This is a genomic window from Phycisphaerales bacterium (assembly GCA_020852515.1).
Taxonomy (GTDB): domain Bacteria; phylum Planctomycetota; class Phycisphaerae; order Phycisphaerales; family UBA5793; genus UBA5793.
This window is the reverse complement of record JADZAS010000030.1, coordinates 103194-121007: the sequence shown is the minus strand read 5'-3', so window position 1 is coordinate 121007 and position 17814 is coordinate 103194. Positions and strand designations below refer to the sequence as shown.

The 17814-nt window shown below is 64.6% G+C and carries 17 protein-coding genes; 11 read left to right on the top strand and 6 right to left on the bottom strand.

Annotated features, from left to right (window positions below; genetic code table 11):
• Window positions 1-82 precede the first annotated feature (82 nt).
• Both IT430_17960 and IT430_17955 read right to left on the bottom strand, forming a co-directional pair.
• Window positions 83-679 (bottom strand): TetR/AcrR family transcriptional regulator, encoded by a 597-nt coding sequence (locus IT430_17960; protein ID MCC6909825.1) that lies wholly within the window; start codon window positions 677-679, stop codon window positions 83-85.
• 121 nt (window positions 680-800) lie between these two features.
• Window positions 801-2519: an alkaline phosphatase family protein gene (locus IT430_17955; GenBank protein MCC6909824.1), complete on the bottom strand. Its 1719-nt coding sequence runs from the start codon at window positions 2517-2519 to the stop codon at window positions 801-803.
• Between the two features lie 450 nt (window positions 2520-2969).
• Here IT430_17955 and IT430_17950 point away from each other — a divergent pair, with 450 nt between their 5' ends.
• The 4 genes from IT430_17950 to sat all read left to right on the top strand — a co-directional run bounded on the left by IT430_17950 (window position 2970) and on the right by sat (window position 9183).
• Complete coding sequence (locus tag IT430_17950; protein ID MCC6909823.1) at window positions 2970-4478, top strand: FAD-dependent oxidoreductase; 1509 nt, start codon at window positions 2970-2972, stop codon at window positions 4476-4478.
• Between the two features lie 275 nt (window positions 4479-4753).
• On the top strand, window positions 4754-6223 hold the full coding sequence (locus IT430_17945; GenBank protein MCC6909822.1) for a hypothetical protein: 1470 nt from the start codon (window positions 4754-4756) through the stop codon (window positions 6221-6223).
• Window positions 6224-6249: 26 nt separating this feature from the next.
• A complete protein-coding gene (locus IT430_17940) occupies window positions 6250-7629 on the top strand; it encodes a hypothetical protein (protein ID MCC6909821.1) in 1380 nt (459 codons plus the stop codon).
• 381 nt (window positions 7630-8010) lie between these two features.
• A complete protein-coding gene (gene sat, locus IT430_17935) occupies window positions 8011-9183 on the top strand; it encodes a sulfate adenylyltransferase (GenBank protein ID MCC6909820.1) in 1173 nt (390 codons plus the stop codon).
• Between the two features lie 55 nt (window positions 9184-9238).
• On the opposite strand, the gene IT430_17930 is transcribed toward sat, so the two are convergent.
• Entirely contained in the window at window positions 9239-10744 is a 1506-nt protein-coding gene (locus IT430_17930; GenBank protein MCC6909819.1) for a hypothetical protein, read from the bottom strand.
• A 255-nt stretch (window positions 10745-10999) separates the two neighbouring features.
• Here IT430_17930 and IT430_17925 point away from each other — a divergent pair, with 255 nt between their 5' ends.
• The 3 genes from IT430_17925 to IT430_17915 all read left to right on the top strand — a co-directional run bounded on the left by IT430_17925 (window position 11000) and on the right by IT430_17915 (window position 12943).
• A complete protein-coding gene (locus tag IT430_17925; GenBank protein MCC6909818.1) occupies window positions 11000-11671 on the top strand; it encodes a hypothetical protein in 672 nt (223 codons plus the stop codon).
• A 178-nt stretch (window positions 11672-11849) separates the two neighbouring features.
• The gene (locus IT430_17920) at window positions 11850-12500 is read left to right on the top strand and encodes a hypothetical protein (GenBank protein MCC6909817.1); all 651 of its coding nucleotides are present in this window, start codon (window positions 11850-11852) and stop codon (window positions 12498-12500) included.
• A gap of 44 nt (window positions 12501-12544) precedes the next feature.
• Window positions 12545-12943 (top strand): DUF4112 domain-containing protein, encoded by a 399-nt coding sequence (locus IT430_17915; GenBank protein MCC6909816.1) that lies wholly within the window; start codon window positions 12545-12547, stop codon window positions 12941-12943.
• Between the two features lie 16 nt (window positions 12944-12959).
• Here the strand turns inward: IT430_17915 and IT430_17910 are convergent, their stop codons facing one another.
• From IT430_17910 to IT430_17900, 3 genes are all read right to left on the bottom strand, one after another.
• Window positions 12960-13361 carry a hypothetical protein gene (locus IT430_17910; GenBank protein ID MCC6909815.1) on the bottom strand — a complete coding sequence of 134 codons (402 nt, stop codon included), beginning with the start codon at window positions 13359-13361 and terminating at the stop codon, window positions 12960-12962.
• 78 nt (window positions 13362-13439) lie between these two features.
• On the bottom strand, window positions 13440-13835 hold the full coding sequence (locus IT430_17905; GenBank protein ID MCC6909814.1) for a DUF4259 domain-containing protein: 396 nt from the start codon (window positions 13833-13835) through the stop codon (window positions 13440-13442).
• Window positions 13836-13994: 159 nt separating this feature from the next.
• Window positions 13995-15110: a DUF444 family protein gene (locus tag IT430_17900; GenBank protein MCC6909813.1), complete on the bottom strand. Its 1116-nt coding sequence runs from the start codon at window positions 15108-15110 to the stop codon at window positions 13995-13997.
• Window positions 15111-15276: 166 nt separating this feature from the next.
• On the opposite strand from IT430_17900, the gene IT430_17895 reads away from it, so the two are divergent.
• The 4 genes from IT430_17895 to atpE all read left to right on the top strand — a co-directional run bounded on the left by IT430_17895 (window position 15277) and on the right by atpE (window position 17778).
• The gene (locus IT430_17895) at window positions 15277-15681 is read left to right on the top strand and encodes an AtpZ/AtpI family protein (GenBank protein ID MCC6909812.1); all 405 of its coding nucleotides are present in this window, start codon (window positions 15277-15279) and stop codon (window positions 15679-15681) included.
• Between the two features lie 31 nt (window positions 15682-15712).
• Window positions 15713-16129, top strand: coding sequence for a hypothetical protein (locus tag IT430_17890; protein MCC6909811.1), 417 nt, complete (start codon window positions 15713-15715; stop codon window positions 16127-16129).
• Window positions 16126-17319, top strand: coding sequence for a F0F1 ATP synthase subunit A (gene atpB / locus IT430_17885; protein MCC6909810.1), 1194 nt, complete (start codon window positions 16126-16128; stop codon window positions 17317-17319). Before IT430_17890 ends, atpB begins: the two co-directional genes overlap by 4 nt.
• A gap of 213 nt (window positions 17320-17532) precedes the next feature.
• Window positions 17533-17778 (top strand): ATP synthase F0 subunit C, encoded by a 246-nt coding sequence (gene atpE, locus IT430_17880; protein MCC6909809.1) that lies wholly within the window; start codon window positions 17533-17535, stop codon window positions 17776-17778.
• Window positions 17779-17814: the final 36 nt, after the last annotated feature.

Genomic DNA, 17814 nt, shown 5'->3' with positions numbered 1-17814 from the left:
CGGGAGTACTAAAATAGACCGACCGGTTGGTATCACATTGGAAAGCAAGAAGTTGACGGCGCGGCAGCGGCCGTAAGTCCTTTCAGTTCGAGTGGGTCAGCAGCAATGAGAGGTAGCGGCGGAAGGTGCGCAGGGCCTGAGGCACCATGCGGATGTCGCTGTGGGCCCGGCTGAGAACCACGCCGCCTTCGATGACGGCGATGTACTGCTCGGCCAGCTCCCGCGCCGACGGCGAGCCGGGGCCGCGCACCGCCTTGGCCAGCGGGGCGAAGATCGACTCCATGTAGTCGGCCAGGTCGCGCAGCACCTGCGAAACCTCTTCGCGAATCGCCGGCTGCGTTTCGCTGATTTCCAAGGCAAAAGCACCGACGAGGCAGCCGTCGCACCAGATGTCCTCGGCGCCTTTTTCAATGTGCTCGACGTATTTTACCGCCGCCTGGGCTGGAGAGAGGCCGGTGAGATCGAGCCCGGCTTCGACCTGTTCGCGGGCCCGGCTCATGTGGTCGCGCAGGGCCGCCAGGGCGCACTGCTCCTTGGTCTCAAAGCAGTGGTAGAAGCTGCCCTTGCTCACGCCGGCCGCCGAGCAGATGTCGGCCACTCCGGTGGCGGAATATCCGTTGGAGAGCATGAGTGCGTACGCGGCCTCGATGAGTCGGGATCTGGTTTCGGAGTCGGTCATCCGAGGGCAAGTGTAGACCGACCGGTCGGTCAGTCAAGGTAACGCCGTCGAAAAACGGGCAAAAAAAGAGCGGAGTCGAGCAGGCGAGCTTTGCCCAGGTTAGCAAAAGGTGCCAGGTTTTTTATTCAATGTAGCCGAGGCTGCGCAGGCGGTCTTCGAGGACCTTCTGTTCCTGCTCGCTGTATTCGGTTTGCTCGGCCGCGCTCGCTTCGCTTGCCGCGACCGCCGCCTCGGTGGTCCGCTCGTCGGCGGCGCGCACGGGGTGGTCGGCGAGCCAGCCGGGCTCCATCGCCACCTTCATCACGCGGCCATCCATGTGGGCGGGGATCGGCTGGTCCTGCAGGTGCAGGATCGTCGGCGTCATGTCGAGCAGGCGCAGGCCGCTGCCGATGCGCTCGCCCCTGCGGAACGCCGGCCCGATGCCGAGAAAGACGCCGTGGATCTGGTGATCGCCCGAGATGACGCGCGGGTCTTCGCCGGGCATGATGGAGAGTTCCTCCTGCGGCGCCTCGTAACCTTCGGGCATCTGCACGCCGTGGATGACGATGTCTTCGCGCCAGCGCACGAGGATGTCTTCGCCGGGCCCGGTGTGGGTGCCCTTGTAGATCTCGCTTGAGAAGAACACATCGCGCACGATCGGCTCGCCCGTAACGCTGTCTCGCATCTCCTTGAGCTTGCCGCGCAGCTCTTCCATGAGCCGCGGCGCCTCGGCCTGGTCGACGATGCCCTGCCCCTCGCGCCCTCTGATGTTCAGGCGCAGGCGCGGGAACTGGGCATCGCTGTACACGCGCGTCCTGGACCAGTCCACGCCGGAGAACAGCGCCTTGCTCTGAGCCCAGTTGCGCACGCCCGGCATGAGCCGCGCGAGCTTCTCCTTGGTGCCGCGACTCGTGTGCGAAGCGACGAACTTGAGCGCCTTGCTCACCGCGTTGGGCTTGCCGCCGCCCTGTTCGTAGACGAGATAGCCGTGCGCTGCGAGCCACTGGTTGAGCTGGCTGGAGACGGGGCACTTGTGGCCGAAGCCGTGGTCGCTGATGACCATCAGATGATCATCCGGCCCGATGCGATCGAGCATGTCTCCCAGGGCCGCATCGAGCTTGATGTACACGCTGTCGATCACGCCGCCGAACTGCCTGACCTCTTCGGCGCTGCACTGTGCGTGCTTGGGGTGCGTGGGGTCCATCCATTTCCAGAAGCAGTGCTGGGCCGCGTCGAGACTGCGAAACACGAACAGCAGGCAATCGACGGGCATCGAGTCGAGCATCGTCACCAGGGCGCGGTGCTTGGAGTCGAGTTCTTCTTCGAGCAGTTGCACGGCTTCGTCGGGCCGGCCGCGCGCAATGGCGCCCGTCAGCCCCGGCTCGATGACGTACTCGCAGCCCATCCTTGCTTCGAGCTTCTCAATGAAGTCATCCGGCGAACAGAAACGCGGCGACGCCTTGCCCGGCCCATCCAGGCCCGCGATGACGTAGCCGCCCTTGATCGGCTCGGCGGGGTAGGTCATCGGCGTGTTGATCACTCCGGCCGTCTGACCCGCCTGCTCGAGGTAGGTCCAGAAGCCGGGCACGTGCTTGTAGCCGCCGTGGATGTAGCGCAGCGAATAGGTCTGGGGGAGGAACTCGTAGAACTCGTAGATGCCGTGCTTGCCGGGATTGCAGCCGGTGAACATGCTCGTCCACGCCGAAGCGGATCGCATGTTCTCGACGCTCTCGAGCGGGCCGGAGACTCCCTCGTCGACGAGGCGCTGGAAGTGAGGCACGCGGCCGTCGCGCAGCAGTCGCGACAGAACGCTCCACGTGGCGCCATCGGCGCCGAGAATGTACGTGCGGCCTTGTGGCATGGGGACAATCGTAGACGGGTGAATCTCACTCCCTCCCCCGGCTTCCGGGGGAGGGCCGGGGTGGGGGTTCTTCTTGAATTGGCCGCGCCGCCGCGAGCGCGCAATGTATCGTCAATCGAGAGCGCCCCCTCCCTGTCCCTCCCCCGCAAAGCCGGAGGAGGGGACTGATCCAGCAATCGGCGCGAAAGGCGACTTGAGACTCGGCCGATGGTTCCTAACCTCCACCCGCTGGATTTTTTCGGACTTCACGACACCCTTCTGAACCACGCAAGAGCCCTCATGGCGAAAAAACGCCCGACGAGTAAAAGCAAGCCCGCTGCATCGCCCAAACAAGCGGGGACGAAGCGCGGTGCATCGTCCGCAGGATCAAGCCGGAGCTCCGCGAAGCCGCGAGCGGCGTCCGTCGTCGGCCGCATCGAGCCCGCCGAACGCACGCCCAACGCGCGCGTCATGGGCAACCAGTCCCTCGCCACTATTCCGACGACCGGCCCGCTCATCGGCCACGACAAGCCGGCTCAGGTCGGCACCGCCATCCTCGGCGCTGGGATCGCCGGGATGTCAGCCGCGCTGCACATCAAGAAGGACTACGCCATCTTCGAACAGGCCGAGCGCATCGGCGGTCTGTGCTGCACGGAGAACTTCGGCGGCTTCCTCTTCGATCGCTCGATCCACATCCTCTACACGAAACAGCCCTACGCCAAGAAGTTCATCACCGGCCTGCTGGGCAAGAACTTCGACCTGCGACCCAAGTACTCCTACATCCACAGCCACGGTGTCTACACCGCCTATCCGTATCAATCCAACACCTTCGGCCTGCCGCATGATGTCGTCGTGCGCAACCTGATGGGCCTGATCGAAGCGACGTACACCAAGCCCGAGCGCGAGCCGCGCAACTTCAAGGAGTGGGCCTACGCGACCTTCGGCGCCGGCATTACCGAAGAGTTCTTCCTGCCATTCAATTACAAGGTCTGGGCGATCGACCAGGAGCAGATGAGCTACGACTGGATCGCCGATCGCGTGCTCACACCGCCGATCAAGACGGCCATCGAAGGCGCGATCGCGCCGAGCAAAGGCGACTACGGCCCCAACGCGAAGTTCTGGTATCCCAGGAAGGGCGGCATGGAGAGCCTGCCGCGCTCGATGGGCGAGCACCTCAACGAAGGCAGTGTGCACACCTTCACGCGCGTCAAGACCATTCACGTCGCCAAGCACACGCTCGAGTTCGAAGATGGCTCGATGTGCAAATACGACTCGCTTATCTCCACCGCGCCGATCAGCAAACTGGCGCAACTGGCCGATAGCGTGCCCGCCGAGGTGAATGCGGCGGTTGGCAAATTGAAATGGAACACGGTGTACACCGTCAACATCGGTTTGCAAATTCCCAACCTCACGCCGATGCACTGGGCGTACTACCCCGATCCCAAACTCATCTTCCACCGCCTGAGCTGGCCCAAGAACTTTGCGCCGAGCATGGCGCCGGCGAACTGTTCATCGGTCGCCGCAGAGATTTCCGTCAGCCAGTGGAAAGACGTCGGCCCGACTGACGCCAAGACGCTGCTCAAGAAGACGATCGAGGGCCTCATCGCCATCGGCCTGATCACCCACAAGCAGGCGAGCAAAATCAAGCCGCAGCACTGCGGCGTCGTGCGCCTCGACCCAGCCTACGTCATCTACACCTGGGATCACCGGCCCGCGACGAAAGTGATCCACGACTGGCTTGAGAGCAACGACATCTACGCCTGCGGCCGCTTCGGCGACTTCGAGTATCTCAACATGGATCACTCGATCCTGTCCGGCAAGCGCGCTGCAGAGAAGCTGATGAAGCGCGACCTTAACGCGTTCCCATTGAAGGGTGTGGATGAAAAGGCGCTCGAACGCTGGATCGCGGCAGACTTCCAGATCGGCGTGGCGCACACGGATGCCGCGATCGATGCGAAGTTGAAGGCGCAGGGGGCGTAGGACCCGCAGTTAGCCGCAACGCGAACGCTCGGCGCAGCGGAGCGCGGCGAAGTGCAGACGCACCCGCGAGCGCGATGATCGTCCAACGTTTACCACCAAGGACACAAAGACACAAAGCGGGCACGAAGGTTCGAGCGAGGAATGGGTATGGTGGCACGGGCGACCCGACCGTACAGATCCAACTGGCCAGAGGCCCGATCCGCCGTCAACTTCGCCCGTCCCCAAACCCCGCGATCGAGACAGGTCGCTTCGCCGGCGGCGTGTAGGATGATTGCATGCACCGGACCCGGCCAATTCGCTGGCTCACCCGGCGGCGTGCGTTCTGGACCATCGCCACGCTGCTCGCCCTCTGGCTCGCGTGGCAGGTGTACGACATTTTCACCGGCAAGCCGCAGCCGAGCATCGACTATGCGAGCCAGTTCTATGAACTGTGCAGCAGCGCGCAAGGCGAAGGCGAAAACGCCTGGCCGCTGCTGATGGAGGTGCTGGAGCGCGTCGATGAGGCGTCGAAGACGCTGAGTGAAGACCCCGTCGCTACGCAGTACTACACCGACGGCACGATGATCCCCGGGATGTTCTCTGACCTCACCTGCCAGCGCCTCACGCATCCGAGTCTCAAACCGCACTACCGAGCCTTGGACGATCTTCGGGCGGACGGCACACTCGACCAACTCGGGCAGTTGGCCAGCATGAGCCGTTGCGTGCGGCCGCGGGTTGACGGCGAGCCGTTCAACAACGCTTACATCGCCGCCAACCTGCCGGTGCTCACGAAGGTCAGGCAGTTGATCAGGCTTCAAGCCGGTCGCATGGCGGTGACCGCCAGCAATGGGAAGTGGCAGGATTTAGCGGACATCACGAACGAATCCCTCGCCGTGTCTCGTTTCGTCGGCTACCAGCCTTCGCTGATCAATCATCTCGTTGCAGTCTCCTGCGTCGATTCCGTTCTCGGCGAGTTGCGCACGACACTCGTTGAACGGCCGCTCGACGAAGCCTCGGCGCGAAGCCTCTTGCGCATCGTCGAAGATCGCGCCAAACTGCCCACGGCCGAATTCACCATGGCGGGAGAGCACTTGCTCCATCTGGATCAGATTCAGAACCTGTACACCACGTCCGGCCGGCTACCGATCAGTTCGTTCGGCATGCTCAATCCCGGCACAACGCTTCCGGGCACAGCGGCGCCGGCAAGGTCGTTCAAAGACACGGCCGCCGATGTCGCGGCCATCATCATTCCCGGGCGCGCGACGGCCGAGCGCCTCGACGCGGAGTACACGCGCGAGGTCGTTGAGAAAGTCGAGAGCCGCGAGCTGCGTGATCCGGACGCGTCCATTGCCCGGTGGACACGCCCACTCCCTTTGCATCAGGTGGTCATCAAGTCGATGACTCTGAATCCGCAATTGGTGGCCTTCGGCTGGCGGCGCCACCAGCACCACATCGAATCCACCCGCCTGATGCTCGCCATTGAGATCTACATCGCGAGCGAGGGCCGCGCGCCGACCTCGCTCGACGATCTGGCGCCCGACATTCTCCCGGAGGTGCCGCTGGATCCGCTCAACGGGCAGACGTGGGGCTACTGCCGCCTGAGCCAGACCTCGGACGGAACGTCATACCTGCTGTGGTCCTTCGGCGAAGACGGTGTGGACAACAACTGCTACGAGGGCGACGAGAAGACAGGAAGATACGGCGAGCCGGGGACCGACCGCTGGATCAACAAGCCGCGGTACATCCCCGAAGGACTGAAGCGGTAGAGGCGCATCGCGCCTTGAATACTCCGATGCCCGATACTCCGCGCAAAGTCCGCCTCATCAGGCGCCGAATCATCTGGGCCGCGCTCGCGCTGCTCACCCTCTTTCTCGCCTGGCAGGCCTACGACATCCTCACCGGCAAGCCGCGGCCAAGTGTGGACTACGCCACGCCGTTCTATGACCTCGTCGCCAGCGTACAGGGTGAGGGCGAGAATGGCTGGGATCTCTACACGCAGACGGTTGATCACATCGGTGAGACGTGCTCGGCCGCGTTCATGGCGGCCATGGAGGCGCACAGCGAGCGGGCGGCATCCGAGGATGGAGAGGAGCCGGCTGCGACGTTCGAGAATGTTTACTTTCCATCGTTTGACGATGTGAATCGCGGTCCGTTCGATCGCGCGGCGTGGCAGCCTCATCTGCAGATCATCGACTCGCTGCAGGCGGAGGGCTCACTCGAAGCGCTGAGGCGCGTGTGCGCGATGCAGCGCTTTGCGCCGCCGCGCGATACATCGCTGACGCTTGAGGAGATCTACCGCACCGGCCCGCAACTCAGCAATTTCCGGACGGTGTGCCGGCTGAACGCCGCCCGCATGCGCCTATCGGCGCACGATGGCCGGTGGGATGAGTTTGCGCAGGTCGTCGATGAGTCGCTGGCGCTGGCGAACATCATGTCGAGCCAGGCGACGATCCTGCGCCAACTCATCGCCGTTTCCCTCGTCGCGATGGTGGATCGCGAACTTCGCTGCTCTCTTGTTGAGTTTGATGCGCCCGCATCGGTCTGCCGGCAACTGCGCGAGATTCTTGAAGCGCGCCTGCCATTGCCGGGCGTTGCGCTGCACCTCGAGGGCGAGCGTCTCTACCAGCTCGATGGTCTCCAGCGCATCTATACTGCATCCGGCCGCCTGCCCGTCTCCGAGTGGGGCAAGCACCGCGGCGACCTGAGCGGCCTGTTCCCCGGCCGCGCTTCAGGGGAAGCGGAAGGCGCACTGGCTGATGCGCTGGCCATCGCCATTCCGGGCCACGATCGCGCCATCGCGCTGACAAATCAGGTCTTCGATGAAGTGACCGAATTCGCCCGGCGACCGCTGACCGAGCGCATCAAGACGCGCTGCAAACTGAGCATTGACGTCGAACAACTCCCAATGAATCAGGTTCTTCTCAGGGAGAATGGCTTCAGTTACTTCGATCGCTTCATTGCCAACAGCGCCGCGACGGAGTGCGAGACGGAAGCGACGATCGTGATGCTCGCGATCGAGGAATATCGCGCCCGGCATGGCCGTCCACCCTCGTCACTGAACGATCTCGTGTCCGACATCCTCGAGACTGCACCGCTCGATCCGGCCAACGGTCAGGGCTACGGCTATCGCCTCCTTACCGGCGATGCCGTCGGCCGGACGTACCTGCTCTAATCGCTCGGCGTGGATGCTGCGGACGACGGCGGCGGCGATGATTCGTGGTTCGACTGGTACAACCCTGAGAAGACCGGCGTCGATCACGTGATCAACAAGGCCCGGCCAGAGAAGTAGGCGGAGTTTGCCGCCTCGCTCCCCTGCGCGGAGCCTTCGGGTCGCCGTTCGGCCCTGAGCTCACGGCCGAAGGGCGGCTCAACGGCGCGCAGCGCCCATTCACCCATTCACCCATTCAGCCATTCAGCCCATTCACCCATTCACCCCATCACGCCATCACGCCCTCAGGCATCTCCCTCACTGGCGGAATCGGAGCCTTGCGCTATACTGCCGCCCTGCGCCGCCTGGCGCTGCCCTCTTTTTTGCGAGATGGAGAATGCTCAGATGACTCACGGACTGATCGCCCCCCACGGCGGGAAACTCATCAACCGCCTCGTTGACGCCGCCACCGCTTCCAAACTCAAGTCCGAGGCCCAGGGGCTGGCCCGCATCAACCTCACCCCGAAGCAGTCGTGCGACCTCGAACTCATCGGCAACGGCGGGTACAGCCCGCTGACCGGCTTCATGGGCAAGGCCGACTTCGAAAGCGTCTGCAAGAACATGACCCTCGCCGGCGGCGATGTCTGGTCCATCCCCATCCTTCTGTCCGTCGACAAGGCCAAGGCCCCCAAGGTGGGCGACCGCGTCGCGCTGCACGCGCCCAACGGCGTGCTCCAGGGCGTCATGAGCGTCACCGAGGTCTACCCCCACGATAAGAAGCTCGAGATTCCCAACGTCTTCCGCACCGAAGACCCCGCCCACCCCGGCGCGGCGAAGGTGCTCGAAGAGGGCGACACCTGCGTCGCCGGCCCGGTGGATGTCGTCACACTCTGCGTCGATCCCGAGGGCCCCGAGGCCTTCCTCGACATGCGCCTCACGCCCATCCAGGTCCGCGAGCAGTTCAAGCAGCGCGGCTGGAAGACCGTCGTCGCCTTCCAGACCCGCAACCCGATCCACCGCGCCCACGAGTACGTGTGCAAGTGCGCCCAGGAGATCGTCGATGGCCTGCTCATTCACCCGCTGGTGGGCGAGACCAAGGCCGGCGACATTCCCGCCGACGTCCGCATGGACTGCATCAACATTCTCGTGGCGAACTACTTCCACCCGGAGCACACGCTCGTAAGCGTGCTTCCCGCGGCGATGCGCTATGCCGGGCCGCGCGAGGCGATCCACCACGCCATCATGCGCAAGAACTACGGCTGCTCGCACTTCATCGTCGGCCGCGACCACGCCGGCGTGGGCAACTACTACGGCACCTACGACGCGCAGGCGATCTTCGACGAAGTGGACGGCGACAATCTCGCCATCCGCCCGCTCAAGTTCGAACACTCCGCCTGGTCCAAGAAGTACGGCGGCATGGTGAGCCAGAAGTCGTTCCCATGGACCGAGGGGGACATCATCAACCTCTCGGGCACCAAGGTGCGCGACATGCTCAAGGCCGGCCAGCGCCCGCCCGCCGAGTTCAGCCGGCCCGAAGTCGCCGACGTGCTCATCAAGTGGGCCCAGAGCGCCGGGTAAAGCAGCACTGCTGATACGCGAGCTTTCAAAGCCCAGGCATAGCCATGCCTGGGCTTTATTGTTTGCGCGCGATGGTGACTTTCGCCTCCAACCCGTGCCGCGCGATCCAATTCTGCCAGGTGCTGCCGAACATCGGCGCATCGATGGGAACTCGCAGCTGCAGCCGCCTGCCGTCGAGCGTGTCTTCGATCATCCACTGGCACGCGCTCGTCGGAACGTCTTTTCCGCGGGACGCGCATGACTCGACGGCGACGGATTCCACGCCGGTCCAATCCGCCGGCAGCGGAATGACGCGGTGGATCTCCATTTTGAGTTCCTTGAGCACGTCCTGGGTGCGCACGCTGTAGTAATCCATCAGCCGCGCCTGAGGCAGCATGCCATCGACGGCGTTCATCGCTCCATCGAGCAGCGGCTTGATCGTGATGGTGCACTGCAGTTTCGAATCGCCGTCCAGAGCCGTCTGCGTTGAGACGAGGCGCGTGGCGGTCTCTGCAAATGGCGCAAACGCCGGGTCGCCGTAGACAATCATCCCCGCGCCGTTGCCCAGGCGGTTGTTCACGCCCTCGCCGGTCCATTGGCGCTCGCTCATCGGCGCGTAGTCGATGCGCTGCGGCGCAAAGGCCATGGCGAGCCGGTCGTGCATGCGTTTGGCCGCCTCGCCGACTCGCATGCCATCGTCGATCACCAGCAGGAAGACCTGGTTGGCCAGCGGGCCGTGCCACGGGTCGATCCCGCCGAAGTAGCCCGCCACGCCCGAGTCGATGATCGCCAGCGCCACCGACTTCTGTGGGTCGATCACGCCGCGATCGACGTACTCTCCGTTCGCGAAGTTCGGCTCCCACCACCGGCCCGGCGCGCCGTTGTAACACGCGCAGTTGATGAGGATCGCGCCGCCGAGGTCGACCTTCCACTGCCGCAGGTCCGGAGCCGTGAAGCACGAGACCATCTGGTCGGGATAGCCGTGCGAAAAAAAGAGCAGCGCATCGCGCCCGGCGAATTCGGCGAAGGCGGCCCGCGCCTTTTCGGCGCGCGCTTCATCGCTCTCGCCCACGCCGACGAGGTGCGCGGCTGCGTCCAGTTTCAGCGCCTTGGTCGCGCCGCCGGCGCTCTGGACCTGCGGCACCACCGGGCCTTCCCACGAGCCGAAGAACCCGAGCCGCCGCCCGTACTCGCGCTGCTTCGCCGCGTTGATGCGCTCGACGAACCGCAGCGCCGCATCACCGTCGCGCCCGGTGATGAACGCGTACTCGAAATCCACGAAGGGATCGTCATCCACCTGCGTCGCCACTTCGAGCAGCCGATGCGCCACCTGCACGTCGATGCGCTCGGGCGGCAGGACGAAGACGACCCAGCGCGGCTGCCGCTCTTTCAGCATCGCGAGCAAGGCCGCCTCGTCGTCAATGTTACATCGCGCCACCTGTCCGCCGTGCAGTTGAGCCATCGCGTTGGCCGCGGGCAGATAGGCATCTTCCGCACCCGGCTCGACGAGCACGAGATACCCGCCCGGCGGCGCCGCCAGCGCCGAACCGAGCACCGCCCGGACCATCAGTGAGGTCAACATCGGAGGGGCCTCCCAACGCCTGATCGCTCGGAGACGATACGCGAGCCGCACCGGCTGAGTGACCGTGGCGCGGACCCGTCCTGCCTGCGAAGGCAGGCATGCAGGGGCCGTACTGGTGGGCGTGGGGCACCGAATGATGTGGCGGCAAGGCACAACCTCGTGCCGCTTTTGTGCAAGCCCTTGCGATCAGTGCGACATCGCCCCAGGGGCGCTCGCTCCGCGTCCGCCAGTCACGTCGAGTTGGAGGACATCGCCATGCATCGAATCGCTCCGGCTTTTGCCGCCATCGTTCTCGCTGCCGCCGCGCTCGCGCCGGCTTCGCCTGCGGCGGGTCAGTTGATCCCATTCCAGCAGCATCGCACCGTATTCACGATGCTCGACATGGAGCGGTGCGGCCACGGCAACCGCGAGAAGACCAGTTCGACTTTCGGCACGGAACCGTTCGAATCGCGCCTGATCGTGCGTGATGTCTGTCCCGCGGGACGCGCGATCGCCGCCGTCGCCCAGCGCTCGACGATCGACTCGGGCGCGATTGCCGCCGAAGGCGCCGCCTACACCACGATCAGCGACGGAGGCGAAGGCTTGGTCAACACCTTCAACGTTTCGACCGCAACGTTCGACTTCCAGGCGCCCGCCGATACCGAGATCATCATCAGCGGCACGGTCTCGGCCCGCGCCAGCGCCAACATCGACCTCGCCGACGCCTCTCTGTTCTTCGGTCTGACGCACGGCAATCCGACGTTCGTCCAGCAGGCTCGCGCGGAGAATGACGGCGAGCGCATCACCATCCACTTTGAAGAGCGCCTGACGCTCGAAGGCGGCCTGTATCACCTGCAGGTGGCGGCGCGCACCATCTTCGCCAGCCCCGAGACGTCCGCCGAACGCGCCGACGCCTACTTCAACATCCGCGTGGATGTGGTGAAGTAGCCGCGTTCAGAGCCCGGCGATCTTCCGCCCGAGATGCGCGACCTGCTCCGCCGACTCGGGCAATCCCCCAGCCCGCCGGCAGATGATGGATGCTCGGGCGCCGCGATAATTCCGCACTGCTGCGGTCGTTTCGCCGCGCGGCCGCACGGCGCGGCGCTCTTATAATTGTTCGAACACCATGAATCGACTCCTGCACATCATCGCCCCGCTGCTCGCCCTCATCCTTCTCGCCGGCTGCGGCTCGGAAAACGAGTGGCGCCTGTCGTATCGCACGCTCAGCGAGCAGACCTGGGCCGCGCTGCCGCCCGAGGCGAGTATCGAACTCGTGGACTGCTCCACTTTTGCCGACGAACTCTACCTCGACAAGGTCCACGACGCCCAGGACTCCGCCACGCCTGTCGGATCGAGCAACTTCACCTTCGATCGCACGCGCGGCTACGGCTCGAAGATCGAATCCGAATATGTCCCCGAACTCGAGCAGTTCGCCCGCTCCATCGGCGCCGATCTGGTCCTCTACCGCATTCAGTACATCGGCAGCGACCGCGCCCGCGAACTCGACACGTGGGACACGCCGCGCACCGATACGAGTTACATCACCACCACCCGCCGCAACCCCGACGGCACGAAGTCGCGCTCGACCACGACGGTGACGAGCACGAGCTGGGAGACGCGACTGATCAGCCGCACTGTATCCATCGACCGCTACAGCGCCTCGGCGGCGTACTTTCGCCGCGGCGCCGCTGGCGAAGCGCGCGATGAGGCAAACGAACCGGGCCAGGAAGCAGAAGGGCAGGGCGACGAGCCGAGCGATGAGCGCGATGAGCCGTAGCCCGCGCGCCGCTATCCGCGCGCCACTGCATGATTGAACCGCCAATGACCCCACACGCCGACATCCCGGCCGACCGCTTCGCCTCGCGCCGCCGCTCCGCCGGCACCAGTCCCGACGTCGCCCGGCGCCTGGCGCGACTCAGCCGCCTGGCCCGCCTGCTCGACAGTTCCATTCGCCTGCCGGGCGGCTATCGCATCGGCCTCGACGGCCTCATCGGCCTCATTCCCGGCATCGGCGACATCATCGCCGCGGCCATCTCCTCTTACATCATCCTTGAAGGACTCGCGCTGCGCGCATCGCCGGGTGTGATCCTGCGCATGAGCGCCAACGTGCTCATCGAACTGCTCGTCGGCTCGATCCCGATCCTCGGCGACCTCTTCGACTTCGCCTTCAAAGCCAACGAACGCAACGTCCGCCTGCTCAAGCGGCATTTCGATCGTTGAACGAGGCGTGCCGGCGTCACTCCTGCTCGTAGCGCCGCCAGTCGGTCGCCACGTCTGCAAACGGTCTGTCAAGCCACGCGAACCAGTACGTCTGCGTGTCACACCGCGTGATGCGGGCGCCGCACTCCGGGCAGCACTTTGACCTCGGATTATCCAGTTCGTACCAGCAGTTCGGACACAGCGCCAGGTCATGTCGCCGCAGGTGCGCGCGCAGTCGCGATCGCGCCACGAGCTGGACAATCAGAAGCGCCGGCCCGATCATCATCGCCAGCACCACGAGCAGTGATGCCGCCACATTCGAAGTGCGAATCGCGATGGCAATCAGGAGCACGATGATCAGCAGGAGCACCGGCAGCACGGGTACCAAAAGCGTGCCGCTAGCCAGCCTCACCCAGAACCGCTGCCCAGTCGTGCGCACGCCTCTCCCTTCGCCCTCAGCTGGCGGATATTTTAGCCTCTGTCTGCCGAACGACCGCCGCGGGATTTCGCCGGGATCTCACACCAGCCGCGACTTCAACTCGCCGAGCGCTTCAAGCCAGCGATCCGTCTTGTGCGATTCGTCCCACCGCTCGCGCAACTGCGAGTCAATGCTGATGCGCTCGATCGCGCGGCGGGCGTCATTCTGCAGCGGGGGCGTGCCGAAGACGGGCACCGTCGCCACGAACAGCGCCAGATCCTCAGGCAGATCGGCTGCGGGGCGTCCGTTCATCGCGGCCACTGCTTCCGCCGCCGCGATCGCCTGGCAGCACACCGTCGAATCGAGATATCCCACGGAGTCCGACACGCGTTTGATCGCCTCGGCGACCGGCTCGAAGTCGCCTCCCTGGCTCACCGCTGCGACCCAGTCGGCCGCATCGTCGTTTTCAAAGCTGTTCACGCCCCACGCGCCCATGGCTCGCTCCTTCCGACACGCAATGACATTCCGCCGATCGCGCCAGAAGAACACCACCACGGGCAAGGCTAGACGCGCCGCCACCTCGCCGACGTCAGGCAAATCACCCCGAAGGGGCGCCGCACCGCCTCAATGCCGCGTGCAGCGCCGCCCGAGGCGTTATTTCCCAGCGCCAAAGAAGGTTTTGAGCGAGTCGTAGATGCCGTCTTTGTCGTTGACGCGGCTGGTGACGAGTTTGTCGTCGCGGTGGTCGTCGCCGGTGCGCGGGAAGGCTTCGTGCAGCACGTTGATAAAGTTGCCCGAGCCATACGCGCTGGCCACCTGGCAGTAGCCAAACATGTTGCAGCGGGGGAGCAGTCTTTCGTTGAGCACCTGCACGCACAGCCGGTTGTCCACTTCCGAAGAGTTATCGCCGTCGGAGAAGTGGAAGACGTAGATGTTCCAGTCGGCGGGGTTGTACTTGACGCTGAGCAGTTCGTCGGCGAGTTTGTAGGCGCTGCTGATGCGCGTGCCGCCGTCCTCGCGGATGCGGTAGAACGTCTCCCGATCGACTTGCCGGGCCGTCACGTCGTGCACGATGTAGCGGCTGTCGATGCCTTCGTAGTTGCGGCGCAGCCAGGTGTCGATCCAGAATGACTCGAGTCGGACGAGTTCTTTCTGTTCATCGCCCATCGAGCCGGAGACGTCCATCATGTAAAGGATCAGCGCGTTGCTCTGCGGGCTTTTGACCTCGCGCCACGAGCGGTAGCGCACATCCTTGCGGATGGGGATGACGACCGGATCCTCCGGGTCGTACAGGCCGAGCATGAGTTGGCGCTTGAGCGCCTCGCGGTAGGTGCGCTTGAAGTGGCGGAGCGAGTCGGGGCCGGTGGAGCGGATGCCCGAGTACTTGTCCTTGACGGCGGTGATGTTGTGCTTGCCGCGCGGCTCGATGCGCGGGAGTTTGAGTTCCTCGCCGAGGATGTCGGCCAGTTCGTCGAGACCGACCTCGACCTCGAGGATGTGGCGTCCTTCGTTCTCGCCGCCGGCGTTGTCGCCGCTGCCGGGCTGGCCGCTGGCGTCGCCCTCTTCGCCGGGCCCAGCTCCGACGCCCTCGGAGTTGTCGCCGTAGCGGAAGGTGGGGATGTCGATGTCGTAGACAGGGATGGAGACGAAGCGCCGCCCTTCCTTGCCGATGAGTTCGCCGCGCTGGAGGAACTTGCGCAGGTCCTTGCGGATGCGGCCTTTGACGATGCCTCGGAAGCGCTGATGATCTTGTTCGATCTTGAGAACCATGCGTGACCTTGCCAGCCGTGGGCGCTGTGCCGGTCCAACGTCTGGGCGACCGTGCCCGTGAGTTGCCGGCGGATCGGGGCGGTAGTGCAAAGCGCCCTCTTCAAGAGGATAGAGCCCCCGCCTTAAGATCGGGCCGCCGACGGGCGCGGTTCCGCAAAATCAGGGCTTGGCAATGGCAATGGGGCCGGAAAGTCAAGTGGCGGATGGCGGGGCGGTCGGCTATTGTTTCCGCCACTCCGGTGGGATTGTGAAAAATGGTACGGAATCGCGGCCGGGATCGGAGCCGGGATTGATGGACAGGCCCAACCCGTCGCGGAAGGACTCGAAAGGCCGGTCCGGATCGACGGTCAGCCTTTGGGCACTTTCCGGGCTGTGGATGGAGATGTTGGCCTCAATCCTGGGCCTGGGGCTTCTGGGATACGGCCTCGATCGGTGGATCGGCATCTTCCCGTGGCTGACGGTCATCGGGACGGTGCTCGGAGTGATTGGCGGCCTGTACAACGCGGTGAAAAAGGCGATGGGGATCACCAATCCTCCGAATCGCGAGAGAAATGACAAACGCAACGACTGATCAACCTGCTGCCCCGCGAACGCTGGCGCTCATGGCCGCGCTGGTCGCAGGGGCGTCGCTGCTCGGTGCGGCGATGACCTTGGCGATCACTTCGGTTGAGTGGTACGAGGCGGCGGCGCCGTGCCTGGCCGCTGGAGTGATCTTCATCCTCCACACGCGCTGGGCGCTGCACAAGGTCGCGGGCAACCCGCTTTCGGCGGTGGCGGTAACCATGTCGGGCATCGCCGTGCACTTCGGCGTGGTGGTGGTCGGCGGGCTGGGACTGATCCTCGCCGCGGGGTTCGATCCGCTGGCGACGCTGCTGTCCGTGCTCGCCGCATTCGCGATCTGCCAGCCCATCAGCACGCTCGCCATCCGCCGGACGATTCTCGCGTCCAACGGTGGCGGGGTCCGCGCGGCATCAAGCACTCATACGACACGAACCCCCTTCGCGGAGGCCTCGGCGTGATCCCTGAGTCCATGGCGGCCGGCGCATCGCTCGTGCTTGCGAGCGGCGACCCGCTGCATCATAACTACGACTACCCGATCCTGAGCCTGCCCAACGGGGTGGCGATTCTGACGAATCACATCCTGATGATGCTCATCGTCACGGCTCTGATGTTCTGGCTGCTGCCGCGTGCGGCGCGGGCAATCTCGACGGGCAGGACGGGCACGAGCCATGACTACGTGACCAAGGGCGTGCTGGCCCACTTCATCGAAGTGCTCTGCGTGTTCTTTCGCGACGACGTGGCGCGGCCGGTTCTGGGCAAGAACACCGACCGGTTCATCCCTTTCATCTGGACCGTCTTCTTCTTTATCCTCTTCAACAACCTGCTGGGCATGGTGCCGCTCCTGGATGCAACCAGCCTGCTCTTTGACGGGATGATCAACGGCTCACACGAGACGGCGACGGGGCACGTCGAATCCGTCGCAGCGCACGACGGCGGGACGCAAGACACCCATGCCGCAGGCGGCGACGCGGATCACGGGGGCGAGTCGCTCGAAGCGGTGGGCCTCTTGCCCGAAGATGCGGGGCACGAGTCGCACGCCATGCATCTCGGGCCGTTCGTACTGTTCCAGGACCTGACCAAGGACGACACCGCGTCGCACTTCCACGGCATCGGCGGCACGGCAACGGGCAACATCGCCGTCACCTGCGCGCTGGCGGTGATCGCGATCTTCGTGGTCATCGGCGCGGGAATCAGCACTCTTGGATTCGGCGGCTTCGTTCACCACCTAACGCTGGGCGCGCCGATGGCGCTGTGGCCGCTCACGATTCTGCTTGAGATCATCGGCCTGCTGGCCAAGCCGTTCGCGCTGATGGTTCGTCTGTTTGCGAACATGACCGCGGGTCACGTGATGCTGTCGGCGCTGCTGGGCTTCTGCTCGATGGCGTGGAACGGCGTCGGACCGGTGGGCGGCGTGCTCATTTCGATTCCGTCGATCATCTTCGCCACGGCCATCGGGATGCTCGAACTGCTCGTGGCGTTCATCCAGGCGTTCGTGTTTGCGTTCCTGACGACCATGTTCATCAGCATGTTCCAGCACCACGACCACGACCATGAGCATGAGCACGACCATGCCCAAGGCCACGATCACAAGCACACGCCCGACTTCGCGGAAATGGGCGTGACGCCTGAGTTGTCATTCGAGACGTAAGTCTCGCGAAAGAGGAAATACGGGTCGAGGCTGGTCGAGCAAGGCGGCTGGTCCGTGCCTGCGAGGGTAGACCCGAACGAGCGACACGATCTTGCCGTGTCAAAGACGTATGGAGTGTGTCACATGACGATTGGAAAACTGATGGTGGCCACGGGCGTCGCGATCATCGCGGCCTGCCTGCTGGCGGGGACGACGGCGTTCGGCGCCGCGGGCATGACGGTGTTTCCCGACGCGGGCCTGCGATTCGTGGGTCTGGGCCTGGGACTGGGACTGGTAATCATGGGCGGCGGCAAGGGCATCGGCAACATCGGCTCTTCCGCGGTCGAGTCCATGGCCCGGCAGCCCGAGGCAGCCAAAGACATCAACGGAGCGATGGTGCTCTCCGCGGCCTTCGTCGAAGGCGCCACGCTGTTCGGCGTGGTCGTGCTTCTGCTGGGCGTGTTCCTCCTCAAGCCGTAACGGCGGCGAGTCGGATGGTCATTCCGACCTCGGCCG

What these genes read in the sequence shown, in the direction of transcription:
- IT430_17960 (MCC6909825.1), bottom strand. Translation starts at nt 679, where the DNA reads ATGACCGACTCCGAAACCAGATCCCGACTCATCGAGGCCGCGTACGCA.
- IT430_17955 (MCC6909824.1), bottom strand. Translation starts at nt 2,519, where the DNA reads ATGCCACAAGGCCGCACGTACATTCTCGGCGCCGATGGCGCCACGTGG.
- IT430_17950 (MCC6909823.1), top strand. Translation starts at nt 2,970, where the DNA reads ATGGGCAACCAGTCCCTCGCCACTATTCCGACGACCGGCCCGCTCATC.
- IT430_17945 (MCC6909822.1), top strand. Translation starts at nt 4,754, where the DNA reads ATGCACCGGACCCGGCCAATTCGCTGGCTCACCCGGCGGCGTGCGTTC.
- IT430_17940 (MCC6909821.1), top strand. Translation starts at nt 6,250, where the DNA reads ATGCCCGATACTCCGCGCAAAGTCCGCCTCATCAGGCGCCGAATCATC.
- sat (MCC6909820.1), top strand. Translation starts at nt 8,011, where the DNA reads ATGACTCACGGACTGATCGCCCCCCACGGCGGGAAACTCATCAACCGC.
- IT430_17930 (MCC6909819.1), bottom strand. Translation starts at nt 10,744, where the DNA reads ATGTTGACCTCACTGATGGTCCGGGCGGTGCTCGGTTCGGCGCTGGCG.
- IT430_17925 (MCC6909818.1), top strand. Translation starts at nt 11,000, where the DNA reads ATGCATCGAATCGCTCCGGCTTTTGCCGCCATCGTTCTCGCTGCCGCC.
- IT430_17920 (MCC6909817.1), top strand. Translation starts at nt 11,850, where the DNA reads ATGAATCGACTCCTGCACATCATCGCCCCGCTGCTCGCCCTCATCCTT.
- IT430_17915 (MCC6909816.1), top strand. Translation starts at nt 12,545, where the DNA reads ATGACCCCACACGCCGACATCCCGGCCGACCGCTTCGCCTCGCGCCGC.
- IT430_17905 (MCC6909814.1), bottom strand. Translation starts at nt 13,835, where the DNA reads ATGGGCGCGTGGGGCGTGAACAGCTTTGAAAACGACGATGCGGCCGAC.
- IT430_17900 (MCC6909813.1), bottom strand. Translation starts at nt 15,110, where the DNA reads ATGGTTCTCAAGATCGAACAAGATCATCAGCGCTTCCGAGGCATCGTC.
- IT430_17890 (MCC6909811.1), top strand. Translation starts at nt 15,713, where the DNA reads ATGGCCGCGCTGGTCGCAGGGGCGTCGCTGCTCGGTGCGGCGATGACC.
- atpE (MCC6909809.1), top strand. Translation starts at nt 17,533, where the DNA reads ATGACGGTGTTTCCCGACGCGGGCCTGCGATTCGTGGGTCTGGGCCTG.